The organism is Actinomadura fibrosa, from assembly GCF_900659615.1.
GTDB classification, from domain to species: domain Bacteria; phylum Actinomycetota; class Actinomycetes; order Streptosporangiales; family Streptosporangiaceae; genus Spirillospora; species Spirillospora fibrosa.
Genome location: NZ_CAACUY010000235.1, coordinates 1 through 13265 on the forward strand (window position 1 = coordinate 1; position 13265 = coordinate 13265).

Genomic DNA, 13265 nt, shown 5'->3' on the forward strand with positions numbered 1-13265 from the left:
CGCCGCCGCGGACCCGGAGAGCGCGGCCCGCCTGCTCGGCCACCTGCGCGACCTGGCACGGGCACGGCGGCGGCCGCCCAGCGACCTCGCCGGGCACGTCCAGGTGCTGTGGCTCGCCGAGCTGCCCGGCGACGTCTACGTCGAGGCCGACGCGGGCCCCGGCGACGTGCTGTTCAGCGTTCCGGTCATCCCGCTGACGCCCCCGGCCGTGCTGGAGGAGTTCGACGGCTGGCTCGCCCTGCGGCACTGGTACCGGACGCTGCGCGACCTCGCCGAGCAGGCCGCGGGCCACGACGTCGTCCTCGCCGCCGGGCTCCTCGCCTGGCGCCCGCACGACGGGCCCGCCGTCCACGACCACCTGCTGAGCACGCCCGTCCGGATCGTCGTGGACGAGCGGACCGAGCGCATCGACGTCGTCCTCGCCGGGCACACCACCCTGCGGGACCGGGAGCTGCTGTCCGGCCGTCCCGGGTTCCGGCCCGCCGCCTGGGTCGCGGACGCCGTGCAGGCCGGCCAGGGATTCGGGCTGAACACCTCCGTCGGGGACGTCCTGCGCAAATGGTGTTCGACGGCCTTCCCCGGCGCCGGGGACACCGTCGTGTACCGGGAGGACTGGGCGCCCGAGGCCGCCGGGCCGCCGCCGCCCGTCCCGCGGGTGCGGCTGGCGCCCGCGCTGGTCGTCCGCCCGCCGGGACGCGCGGCCGTGGCGGCCTACCACGACGCGATGATCGCGCAGCTCGCCGCCGGCGCGGCCGTCCCCGAGGGACTCGCGCGGTTCCTCGCCCCGAACGACCGTCCCCAGGTCAGGCATATCGCCGAGGACACTCCGGACATCGCCCGCGACATCCTCACGGCCGTCCTCGTCCGCGGGCTGCGGGTCCTCGTCGCCACGTCCGGCGCGACGGCCTCGGGGGCGCTGCGCGCCGCGTTACCGCCCGACCTCGCGTCCCTGACGGTCGCCGACCCGGCCACGGCGGCGGACGTCGCGGACGCGCTGCTCGTCCGGGCCGCCGCGCACGACCCAGGCCGCCACGGGCGGCACGTCGCCGACCTCGCCGAACGCGTGGAGGCCGCCGACCAGGAGGTCGCCGAGCTCCGCGCGCGGCTCCGCCGGATCGAGGACGAGGAGGCGCAGCGCGGCAGTCCGGACGAGCGGCACCGCGCCGAGGCGCCCGAACTGTCGTGGATGCCCGTCCGTCCGGACATGCCGCCGGGGCCGCCGATCTCCCGCGCCGAGGCGGCGGAGCTCGTGGTGCTCCTTGCCGAGGAGACGCCCGGACGCAAGGCCCGCACGGCGCACCGCGACGTCGACCCCGGCGCCCTGCCCAGCCCTCCCTACGTCCGCACCCTCATCGAGGCGGAGGCCGCCGCCGCCGAACGCGCCGGCCGCTTCCACTCCGACCTCGCCAGCGCCCTCCGCGGCCTCGACGCCGCGCTGCTCGCCCGCCTCGACGGCTGCGCGTCCATCGTCGGGTCCGCCCTCGCCGACCTCGGCCTCGACGGGCACCCCGGCCGCTGGAACCCCGCCGACATCGCCGTCCGCGCCTTCGGCGACGCCCTCGCCCACCGCCGCCCGCTGATCTGGTCCCGCGTCGCGGAGATGACGGCCCGCGCCGAATGGGCGGAACGGGCCCTCGCCACCACCGACGGCCGCGTCGAACTCCCCCCGGACCCGGACCTCCGCGGCCTCGCCGCCGCCGCCCAGGACCTGCGCGACCACCTCGCCGGCGGCGGCTCCCTCAAGCGCGGACCGCTCCGCTCCGCCGCGCAACGGCAGGCCGAACCCCTCCTGAACGGCGCCCGCGTCGACGGCGCGCCCCCCACGACACCCGAACTCCTCGACCTCGTCATCACCCACCTCACCGTCCGCATCGCCTGCCAGGAACTCCAGTACGTGTGGGAGGCCGCCGGGATCTCCTTCCCCGCCGACCCGCCGCCCGCCGACCGGATCGCCCGCTTCGTCCGCGCCCACGCCCGGCTCGCCCGCGTCCGCACCGCCATGGCCGCCATCGAGGAGACCAGCGGCCTGCTCGCCCGCGCCGGACTCACCGTCCCGCTCAGCCACCCCCTCCAGTGGCACGGCTACGTCTCCGCCCTGGAAGCCGCCCTCGAAGGCTTCGGCGTCGAACGCGCCGCCGCCGACATCGCCGCCCTCCGCGACTCCATCGGCCCCGTGGACGCCGACGACCCGCCCGAACTCCTCGCCGCCCTCGACGCCCTGGACGCCCGCGACGCCGCCGCCTACGGCCGCTGCCTCAACGCCCTCGCCGAGGCCCGCCGTGAACGCGCCCACCAGATCCGCTGCGAGGAACTCCTCGCCCGCGTCCGCGCCGTCCACCCCGACCTCGCCAACCTCATGCTCGCCACGGACGGCGACGAAGCCTGGAGCACCCGCACCCGCCGCTGGGACGAAGCCTGGGCGTGGGCCCGCACCGCCGCCCAGCTCGCGACCACCGCCCCGTCCACCGCCGCCGACGAGGCCCGCGCCGCCCTCGCGTCCGCCGAAGAACACCTCGAAACCCTCCGCGCCGACCTCACGTCCGCCCGCGCCTGGGGCGCCGCCCTGGCCCGCCTCGCCGGCCTCGACCTCGCCTCCGCGGTCTCCGCCGCGTCCGCCACCCCGCCCGAGATCGTCCCGGCGTGGATCCTGCCGCTCTGGCGCATCCCCGAGACCCTCCCACCTCGTCCCGGCTCCTTCGACGTCGTCATCGTGGACGGCGAGCACAACGCCGGCGCCGAGGCCCTCTTCCTCCTCTGGCTGGCCCCCCGCCTGATCCTCATAGGCCCACCCGGCCCGGCCCTCCCCACCCCGGAAGGCCCGACGCCCGCCACCCCCGTCCCCCACCCGTTCCACGACGTCCTGACCCCGACGACGTCCCTCTTCACCCTCCTAACCGACCCCCGAGTAACCCGCGAGCCCACCCCTTCGGCCGAGCCAGCACAACCACGCGATGAACCCGCGCCCTCGCGGGTTGGCCCTCCGCAGCCACGTTCCGGCGGCGCGCGGTCACCCGGTGAACCGACCCACCCAAGCGCCGAGCGAACCCAGCCAGGCGCGGAGTCTGCGCGCCCTCCCGCAGGACGACCGCAGGAGCCCGGCGAACGCCCACGCCCCGCCGCAAACCCCGCTGACCCACAGACGCGCCCCGCACCACGCGGCGCCCCCGCGCAACCACAGACCGGTCCGCCGGGACGAGGCGGCGAGGACGTGTGGCGGCGTGGTGAATCCGCGCAACCGCACGCCGAGCCGCCGCGAGGCCGCGAGGAGGACGCACGCCGGGCGGAGAACGCGCAACCACGCAGTGAGTCCACGCCACGCCCAGGCTCCGCGCCCTCGCATCCCAGCAAGCCGCCTTCGCCTGGTGAGCCGAGCGCGGAGTCTGCGCCGCCGCAGGTAGGCGCCCCGCAGGCCCGTGATGAGCGCGCGCGTCCTGCTGCGAACCCTGCTGATCCACGGATGCGTCCCGCGCCACATGGCGCCCCGATGCAACCGCAGGCCGGTCCGCCGGGACGAGGTGGTGAGGACGTGTGGCGCCGTGGTGAGGTCGCGCAACCGCACGTGGAGCCGCCGCGAGGTCGTGAGAAGGATGCGCGTCCTGTGCAGGGCGCGCAGCCGCGCGGTGAGTCGGTGCCTCCGCGTCTTGGAGCGACACCGCCGCGTCCCAGCACGGCGCCTTCACCCGGTGAGTCGGGCGTTGAGTCTGCGCCGCCGCAGGTAGGAGCGCCGCAGGGCCGTGATGAGCACACGCGTCCCACCACGAACCCTGCTGATCCACGGACGCGTCCCGCGCCACGTGGCGCCCCGATGCAACCGCAAGCCGGTCCGCCGGGACGAGGTGGTGAGGACGTGTGGTCGCGCGGTGAGGCGGTGCCGCCTAACGTCGCGCCGCCGCGAGTTCGCGAGGAGGGCGCACGCGAGGTCGAGGACGCGCAACCATGCGGCGAGTCGGGGCCGCGTCCTAGCAAGGCGCCTTCGCCTGGTGGGCAGGGCGTGGAGTCTGTGCCGCCGCACGTAGGCCCGCCGCAGGGCCGTGATCAGCGCGCGCGTCCTCCCGCGAACCCTGCTGATCCACGGACGCATCCCGCGCCACATGGCGCCCCCATGCAAGCGCAGGCCGGTCCGCCGGAGCGAGGTAGTGAGGACGTGTGGCGACGTGTTGAATCCGCGCAACCGCACGCCGAGCTGCCGCAAGGCCGCAAGGAGGACACGCGCCGGGCCGAGGACGCGCAACCACGCGCCGCGTCCGCGCCGCGTCCGAACTCGGCGCCGCCGCGTCCCAGCAAGCCGCCTTCGCCTGGTGAGCCGGGCGTGGAGTCTGCACCGCCGCACGTAGGCCCGCCGCAGGCCCGTGATGAGCGCGCGCGTCCCACCGCGAACCCCACTAATCCACGGACGCGCCCCACACCAGGTGGTGCCCCCGCGCAACCGCAGGCAGGTCCGCCGGAGCGACGTGGTGAGGACGTGTGGTCGCGCGGTGAGGCGGTGCCGCCTAACGTCGCGTCGCCGCCAACCCGCGAGGACGACGCGCGCGAGGTCGAGGACGCGCAACCACGAGGCGAGTCGGGGCCGCAGCGTCCGGGCGCCGCGCCGCCGCGTCCCAGCGAGTGGCCTTCGCCTAGTGAGCCGGGCGTGGAGTCTGCACCGCCGCATGTAGGACCGCCGCGGGGTCGCGATGAGCGTGCGCGTCCTGCTGCCGGGCCCGCTGGTCCGCGGATGGGCCCCGCGCCCCGTGGTGGCCCTGTGCAGCCGCAGGCCGTTCCGCCGGAGCGACGTGGCGAGGACGTGTGGTCGCGTGGTGCGTCTGTGCATCCGCATGCGGAGCCGCCGCCAGGTCGCGAGGAAGGCGTGCGCCCATCGGAGGACGCTCAACCACGCGGTGAGTCTGTGCCGCCGCATGTAGGAACCCCGCGGGGCCGTGATGAGCGCGCGCGTCCTGCCGCTGGTCCCGGTGGTTCGCGGACGGGCTCCGCACCACGCGATTCGCCCGTGCCGCCGCAGCCGCAGGTCGGTGCGCCGGGGCAGCTTGGTGAGGACGTGTGGTCGCGCGGTGAGGTCGCGCCGCCCCACGTCGAGCCGCCGCGAGGTCGCGAGGGGGGCGCGCGCCCGGTTGAGGACGCGCAACCACGCGGTGCGTCGGCGCCGCCGCGTCCGGGCTCGACGTCGTCGCGTCCTAGCGAAGCGCCTTCGCCTGGTGAGCCGGGTGTGGAGTCTGTGCCGCCGCGCGTAGGACCACCGCGGGGCCGCGATGAGCGTGCGCGTCCTGCTGCCGGGCCCGCTGGTCCGCGGATGGGCCCCGCGCCCGGTGGCCCTGTGCAGCCGCAGGCCGTCCCGCCGCAGCAGCGTGGTGAGGACGTGTCGTCGCGCGGTGAGTCTGTGCCGCCGCGTCCTGGAGCCATGGCACCGCGTCCTACCGAGGGGCAGCCGCGTCCTGCGCCGCGTGATGCTTCTGCGCAGCCGCAGCCGCAGTCGCAGCCGGTTCCGCCGGAGCAGCGTGTGCGTCCTGTCCCTGGGGGCGCGGGTCCTGTTGATCCGCGAAGCGGGGTCGTGTCGCGCGGTGGCCCGGCGCAGCCGCAGGGTGGGGAGGACGTGTGGTCGCGGGGGGCGTCTGCTTCGGCGCGTCCTGCTGCTGGACCGCGACATGGGCCTCCATCGCGTGGGCCGCAGGGTGAGGCGTTGTTGGGGCGGGAGGAGGGCGTGCCGCCTGAGGGGGCGCAGTCGCGGGGTGGTCCTGCGGTGCCGCCTCCCGGAGCGGCGCCGGTGCGGCCTGGTGGGGCTTGGGCGCCGCCAGAGGGGCGTGGTGGTTCTGGGACGGCGTCGGATGGGGGGGCGGTGCGGCCATGGTTCGAGCCTGCGCAGCGTCCCTCACGTACTCCGCCGAGTGGTGGTTCCGACGAGCCGCCTGCTGTTTCCGGAGAGCCGCCTGCTGCTTCTGACGAGCCGAGTGGTGGTTCTGCGGGTGGGAAGCCGCGTCAGGGGGCTCGGGAGTCTTCCGGGATGCGGATCCGGCGGGGGCGGTCGATCGTCAGTTACAAGCGGCCCGAGTTGATCGAGCTGGTGGGGCATATCGCGGAGCGCGAACCTGAGCTGACCGATGAGCAGATCGTCGAGCTGGCCGGGCGCCTGCTCGGGTGTCCGGAGGACGAGAAGCTGCTGGTGGGGGCGCGGCTCCGGTATGCGGTCGAGGCGTATCGGGAGGGCTCCGACTCCTAGTGGAATGATTCGTTCCGTTCGAGTATAGTGGAACGGAACGTTTTGTTCTGCAGGGGAGTCGCCATGGCCCGGGTACTTGATCGCCGGACGCTCAGCAGGACCGCGTTGGAGCGCCAGTTGCTGCTGGAGCGGTCCGCGATGCCCGTCATCGAGGCGGTACAGCGGCTTGTGGCGCTTCAGGCGCAGGATCCCAATCTGCCCTACTACAGCCTGTGGACGAGGCTCGACGGCTTCCGGCAAGAGGACTTCACGGGGCGGCTGGTCGACCGGTCCGTGGTCCGGGGGCCGCTGCTGCGCGGGACGCAGCATGTCGCGGCCGCCGCGGACTACCGGTGGGTGCGGCCGCTCGTCGAGCCGATCCTGCGGGCGGGGCGGCAGGCGGCGTTCGGGCGGGTGAGCGTGGGGTGGGATCTGGACGAGTTGGCCGCCGAGGTGCGCGGCCTGCTCAAGGGGAGGACGCTCACCCGTCCGCAGCTCGCCAAGGCCCTCGCGGAGCGGTGGCCTGACAGGGATCGGCAGGCGCTCGGGTGGTCGGCGCAGGCGCTGGTTCCCGTGGTCCATCCGCCGCCCAGCGGGACGTGGAACACGCACGGGGCCACGCCGTTCGTGCTGGCGGACGAGTGGATCGGCCCGCTGGAGGACGGGGTGGCGGCCGAAAGGCTCGTCCGGCGCTATCTCGGGGCGTTCGGGCCCGCTTCGGCCAAGGACTTCCAGATGTGGTCGGGCCTGCGGCGGATGGACGAGGTGTTCGAGCGCCTGCGGCCGGGATTGCAGAAATATCGGGACGAGAACGGTGTCGAGTTGTTCGATCTCCCGGAGGCGGCGCCGGCCGAGGACGGGCGGCCCGCGCCCGTGCGGTTCCTCGGCGATCTCGACAACCTCATGCTCGCCTACGCCGATCGCAGCCGGTTGATGACCGCCGAGCAGCGCAAGGTGATCTGTGTGGGTGCGTGGGTCAAGCCGACGCTGCTCGTGGACGGTCGGGTCCGCGGCATATGGAGGATCGAGCATGACCGGAAAGCCGGGCGTGCGGGGTTGGGCGTCGAGCTGTTCGAGCCTTTGCGCGATGAGGGGGAGGTGCGGGCGGAGGCGGCGAGGCTGCTGGAATTCGCGGCTCCGGAGGGCGAGCACGAGGTTCGCGTCGGCATGTTCGGGACGTCCTGAGCGGCTCGCGGCGGGGTGGTTTCGCCGGAGCAGTGCTCCGGGCGTTTCGTCCTAGGATCAGGGCATGAATCCTGCTCCGCGCGTCCTGAGGGCGGACGCCCAGCGCAACCGGGCGCGCATCCTCGACGTCGCCAGGACGGTCGTCGAGGAGCAGGGCACCCAGGCGTCCCTGCGCGACATCGCCCGGCGCGCCGAGGTGGGGATGGGCACGCTCTACCGGCATTTCGCGACCCGGGAGAACCTGCTGGAGGCGCTGCTCCGCAGCCGGTTCGACCGGCTCGCGGCGCGGGCCGGGGCGCTGGAGGCGGGCCGGCCGCCCGCGGAGGCGCTGACGGAGTGGCTGGCGGAGTTCGCGGACGGCGCCGGGACGTACCGGGGGCTCGCCGCGTCGATGATCGCGACGCTGGAGGACGAGACGTCGTCGCTGCACGCGTCGTGCGCGCGGATGCGGGCGGCGGGTGCCCGGCTGCTGGAGCGGGCGCAGGACGCGGGGCACATCCGTCCCGATGTGGACGGGATGGATCTGTTCGCCCTGTACACGGCGGTCGCGTCGCTCGTCGACGGCGCGCCGTCCATCGCCGATCGGCGGGAGCACCTGTTCACGCTGGTGATGGAGGGGCTGATGAGCCGGTCCGGGTAATCGCCGGGTGGCCGTCCGGGGCGCCCGGCACAATCGGCTGCATGACGCGCGGTGGTCCGGAGCGACGAGGGGTGCCCAGCACCGGCTGGGACGAGGACGCCTTGGCGGCCCTGCGCGCCGCGGCGCACCGGGGGGACGGCGCCGGAGGGGTGGAGCTGCTCGCGTGCAGGGAGCTCGGCCCGGTGCTCCAGTACGCGGGGGACGTGCTCGTCGCGGCGCTCGGGGAGGGGGTGCCCGGCGCGGGGCCGCTCGCCCGCGCGTGTCTCGGTGAGCTGGACGGACGCGGCGCGCCCGGGGACGCGGAGCTGGCCGCGGAGGTCGCGGCGGCGCTCGGGGAGCCGCGGCGCGGCGGGGAATCCGTTCCGCCGTGGCGCGGCGGGGAACTTGTTCCGCTGCCGGTCGATCTCGGGGCGGTGGCGGCGGCGCTGGAGGCCGGTGAGCCGCACGTCCTCGATCTGGTGCGCGGCGACGTCCTCGGCATGGAGGAGGCCGAGGGCGATGAGGGGCGCTGGCTGCCGATCCCGCCGGGCGGGGTGCTGGACGCGCGGGAGGAGGCGCGGCGGGGGCTGGCCCGCGCCTGGCTGGCCCGGCACGGCCTCAGGTCCGCGCCCCGAACCCTCTGACCAGCGCGACCGAGCCCGCCCGGCCGCCCGGGCCTTTCAGCCGCCCGGGCGGACCAGGGGGAACGGGATCGTCTCGCGGATGCTGCGGCCGGTGAGGGTGATCAGGAGCCGGTCGATGCCCATGCCCATGCCGCCCGCCGGGGGCATCGCGTACTCCAGCGCGCGCAGGAAGTCCTCGTCCAGCTCCATGGCCTCGGGGTCGCCGCCGGCGGCCTGGAGGGACTGCTCGGTGAGGCGGCGGCGCTGGAGAATGGGGTCGATCAGCTCGGAGTAGGCGGTGCCGAGCTCCAGGCCGAAGACGATGAGGTCCCACTTCTCGGCGAGCCGCGGGTCGGCGCGGTGCGGGCGGGTCAGCGGGGACGTCTCGGCGGGGTAGTCGCGGACGAACGTCGGGGTCATGAGGTGCTCCTCGACGAGGGCCTCGAAGAGCTCCTGGACGATCCTGCCCTGGCCCCAGGCGGGGTCGAAGTTCAGTCCGGCGGCCTCGGCGTGGCCCTGGACGGCCGCGAGCGGGGTGGCGGTGGTGATCTCCTCGCCGAGCGCCTTGGAGACCGACCCGTAGACGGTGATCTCCTCCCAAGGGCCGGCGAGGTCGTACTCGACGCCGTCGCGGACGACGACGGTGGTGCCGAGCGCGGCGTCGGCCGCGGCGACGACGAGGTCGCGGGTGAGGGCGGCCATCGTGTCGTAGTCGCCGTAGGGCTGGTAGGCCTCCAGCATCGTGAACTCGGGGTTGTGCTTGGGGGACACGCCCTCGTTGCGGAAGTTGCGGTTCAGCTCGAAGACGGGGCCGACGCCGCCGACGAGGAGCCGCTTCAGGTACAGCTCGGGTGCGATCCGCAGGTAGAGCTGCATGTTGTAGGCGTTGATGCGGGTGGTGAACGGGCGGGCCGCGGCGCCGCCGTGGACGGGCTGGAGCATCGGCGTCTCGACTTCGAGGTAGCCGCGGGCGCGCAGGCCGTCGCGGACGGCGGCGATGGCGTCGCCGCGCATCCGCAGCATGCGGCGGGACTCGTCGTTGACGATGAAGTCGACGTAGCGCTGGCGGACGCGGGCCTCGGGGTCGGACAGGCCGGTGGCCTTGTTGGGCAGCGGGCGCAGGCACTTGGCGGTGATCGTCCAGTCGTCGGCGCGGACCGACAGCTCCCCGCGCCGGGACGTGACGACCTCGCCGCACACGCCGACCTGGTCGCCGAGGTCGATCAGCGACTTCCAGCGGCCGAGGGACTCGGCGCCGAGGGCGTCGGCGGTCAGCATGACCTGGAGGTCGCCGCTCTCGTCGCGGAGGGTGGCGAAGATCAGCCTGCCGTGCTCGCGGGCGAGGACGACGCGCCCGGCGATCGCGACGCGGGCGCCGGTGCGGGTGTCGGGCGGCAGGTCGGGGAAGCGTTCGCGGATCGCGGCGGCGAGGTCGGTGCGCTCGAACGACAGGGGGTAGGGGTCCATGCCCGCGGCGCGGATCTGCGCCAGCTTGGCGTGCCGGACGCGCTCCTGCTCGGACAGGCGGCGCTGCGGCGCGCGGGCCGCGTCGGCGGCCTCCTCGATCTCCTTGATGCGGTCGACGAGGTCCCGGGACGGCGCCATGGACGCGGCGCGGTCGAGCTTGGGCCGGTTGACGCTCGGCAGGAAGCCCTCGGCGCGGGCGTAGGCGAGGCCGAGGCGGATGAGGTGGCGGCCCTGCTGGTAGCAGATGAAGCGGGGGCGCCAGTCGGGCATGTACTTGGCGTTGGACAGGTACAGCGATTCGAGCTGCCAGAACCGGGAGGCGAACGACAGGAACCGGTAGTAGAGCCGCGCGACGGGCCCGGCGCCGATCTGGGAGCCGCGCTCGAACGCCGAGCGGAGCATCGCGAAGTTGAGCGAGAGGTGCTGCGCGCCGACGGCGGCGGCCTTCTCGGCGAGCTTGGCGACCATGTACTCGTTGAGGCCGTTCTCGGCGGCGCGGTCGCGGCGCATCAGGTCGAGGGACAGGCCGGCGCGGCCCCACGGGACGAAGCTGAGCAGTCCGCGCAGCTCGCCGTCGGCGTCGAACGCCTCGACCATCACGCAGCGGCCGTCGGTGGGGTCGCCGAGCCGGCCGAGCGCCATCGAGAAGCCGCGCTCGGTGGCCTCGCCGCGCCAGGCGTCGGCGCTGCGGATGAGCTTGGCCATCTCCCAGCCGGGGATCTGCGAGTGGCGCCGGATGCGGACGGTGTAGCCGGCCCGCTCGACGCGCCGGACGGCCTGCCGGACCTGCCGCATCTCGCGGCCGTCCAGGCTGAAGTCGGTGAGGTCGACGATCGCCTCGTCGCCGAGCTCCAGCGCGTCGAACCCGTGCCGGCGGTAGATGTGCGCGGCGCGCTCGCCGACGCTGACCGCGCCGGGGATCCAGGCGTGCGCGCGGCACTCGCCGAGCCACGCGTCGATGGCCTGGTCCCAGGACTCGGGGTCGCCGAGGGGGTCGCCGCTGGCCAGGGAGACCGATCCCTCGACCCGGTAGGCGATGGCCGCCTTACCGTTGGGTGCGAGGATGACGTCCTTGTCGCGGCGCAGGGCGAAGTAGCCGAGGGAGTCCTGGTCGCCGTACTCGGCGAGCAGCGCGCGGGCCGCGAGCTCCTCCGGCGGGCTGAGGACGGGGTCGCGGCGGCCGGGCTTGAACAGCGCCCAGAACGTCCCGACGAACAGGCCGGTGCCGAGGACCCAGAGGATGACGTCGACGTAGAACGGGACGGACACGTCGATCGGCTTGCCGGTGACGCGCGGCCCGAGCACCGTCTGCATGATCGCGTAGACGGGGTGCGTCCAGAAGTCGCCGCTCGCGTCGCGGTCGGTGACGGTCACGAGGAACGTGCCGATTCCACAGGTCACGACCAGCAGGCAGGTGAAGACGATCGCGGCGAGGCGCCGGTTGGCGCGGTCGGGCAGGGTGGTGAACTGCCCACGCGCGGCGATCAGCAGCCCGAGCACCGCGAGGTAGACGGCGGCGGTGACGATGAGGCCGACCGGGGTGGGGCGCTCCGGGTCGAAGAGCGTGGTGAGGACGGCGGTGACGCCGAGCGCGGCGGGCAGGCAGAAGATCAGGACGAGGATCCGCCAGGCGGCCTTCTTGCGGCGCCGGACGCCCATCGAGAGCAGGATCCAGACCAGGCCGACGGGGACGCTCGGGAACCAGCCGAGGTAGCCGATCCAGCGCAGGGCCCAGATGTCGGCTATCTCAAGGATGAGACCATAGGAGACCCAGGCCAGCAGAGACAGGATGCCGGAGAGACGGGTGTACCAGAAGAAGATGGTGGGCGCGGTCTGGATCAGGCGGCGCCACTCGCCGAGCAGGCCCTTCTCCGGCATCGTCCCCCCGTCGCCACGCTGTGCAACTCTCTTATTTGTACCGGGTGTCACGTCCATCACGCTTCCGTCCGCACCCGAACACCCGGGGGCGAACCATGGCGTGACGCCGGGCGTCCTACGGGTAGGGGGATGCTGCTTGCAAGCTCAGTCCAAGATTGTCAGCAAAAGTCGATATGGTCGCGGATATGCCAAATGAGACCTCGGGCGAGCGGCTGCTCGCCCGCCGTTACCGACTGCTCACGCATGTCGGTCGAGGCGGCATGGGTACGGTCTGGCAGGCGCATGACGAGGTCCTCGGTCGCGATGTGGCGGTGAAGGAGGTCATCCTCCCGCATGGTCTCACCGACGAGGAACGCGCCGTGCACCACAAGCGCACGTTCCGTGAGGCCCGCACCGCCGCGCGGCTCGGCCACCCCGGCGTCGTCACCGTCTACGACGTCGTCGAGGAGGACGGCCGGCCCTGGATCATCATGGAGCTCATCAAGGCCCGCTCCCTGGACCAGGTGATCAAGCAGGAGGGGCCGCTCGACATCCGCCGCGCGGCCGAGATCGGCCGCCAGATGCTCGCCGCCCTGCACGCCGCGCACCAGGCCGGCGTGCTGCACCGCGACGTCAAGCCCAGCAACGTGCTGATCACCGGCGCCGGGCGGATGGGCGAGCGCGCGGTCCTCACCGACTTCGGCATCGCGACCGCCTCCGGCGACGCGACCCTCACCCAGACCGGGCTCGTCATGGGCTCGCCCGCCTACATCGCCCCCGAGCGCGCCCGCGGCCGCGTCGCCGGGCCCGCGTCCGACCTGTGGTCGCTCGGCGTCACCCTGTACGCGATGGTGCACGGCAAGTCGCCGTTCGAGCGGTCCGAGCCGATGGCCGCGCTGGTCGCGGTGATCTCCGACGAGCCGGACCCGCCGGAGAAGGGCGGCCGCCTCACGCCCGTCATCGAGGGCCTGCTGCGCAAGAACCCCGACCAGCGGATGGACGCCATCGAGGCCGGAGCGCTGCTGGACGACATCGTCCGCCAGGAGACGATCGACACCCAGCGCACCATGGCCGTCGAGTACTCGCCCGACGAGCTCCCCGGGCGCACCCTGCCGAGGCCGGGCGAGACCCCCGGCCCGGAGCCGCGCGACGTCCCGGGTTCGGACGCCATGTCCGGCCGCCCGGACGAGCTGACCCGCTTCGACAGCCCCGCCGAGCTGGCCGCCCTCGCCGGCGCCGCCCCGTCCGCCGCTCCCGCGGACGCGACGGCGCGGGAGGAGGCCGTCCGCGACGACCCGGCGGACGACAGATCGGAAGAGCACAC

The 13265-nt window shown here is 74.2% G+C and carries 6 protein-coding genes; 5 read left to right on the forward strand and 1 reads right to left on the reverse strand.

The genetic code is table 11. The annotated features are described in order from the left end of the window. The 4 genes from E1300_RS50715 to E1300_RS40330 form a co-directional block, all read left to right on the forward strand. On the forward strand, positions 1-6211 hold a 6211-nt coding region (locus tag E1300_RS50715), incomplete at its 5' end, for a hypothetical protein (RefSeq protein WP_165503211.1). Positions 6212-6274: 63 nt separating this feature from the next. Next, a complete protein-coding gene (locus tag E1300_RS40320; protein ID WP_131762559.1) occupies positions 6275-7375 on the forward strand; it encodes a winged helix DNA-binding domain-containing protein in 1101 nt (366 codons plus the stop codon). Between the two features lie 64 nt (positions 7376-7439). Continuing rightward, the gene (locus E1300_RS40325; protein WP_207400233.1) at positions 7440-8015 is read left to right on the forward strand and encodes a TetR/AcrR family transcriptional regulator; all 576 of its coding nucleotides are present in this window, start codon (positions 7440-7442) and stop codon (positions 8013-8015) included. A gap of 41 nt (positions 8016-8056) precedes the next feature. Continuing rightward, entirely contained in the window at positions 8057-8638 is a 582-nt protein-coding gene (locus E1300_RS40330) for a hypothetical protein (RefSeq protein ID WP_131762560.1), read from the forward strand. Between the two features lie 36 nt (positions 8639-8674). Here the strand turns inward: E1300_RS40330 and lysX are convergent, their stop codons facing one another. Then, positions 8675-11962 (reverse strand): bifunctional lysylphosphatidylglycerol synthetase/lysine--tRNA ligase LysX, encoded by a 3288-nt coding sequence (lysX, locus tag E1300_RS40335; RefSeq protein ID WP_207400234.1) that lies wholly within the window; start codon positions 11960-11962, stop codon positions 8675-8677. Positions 11963-12147: 185 nt separating this feature from the next. On the opposite strand from lysX, the gene E1300_RS40340 reads away from it, so the two are divergent. Further along, positions 12148-13265: serine/threonine-protein kinase (locus E1300_RS40340; protein ID WP_242619695.1), on the forward strand; the 1118-nt coding region annotated here is incomplete at its 3' end.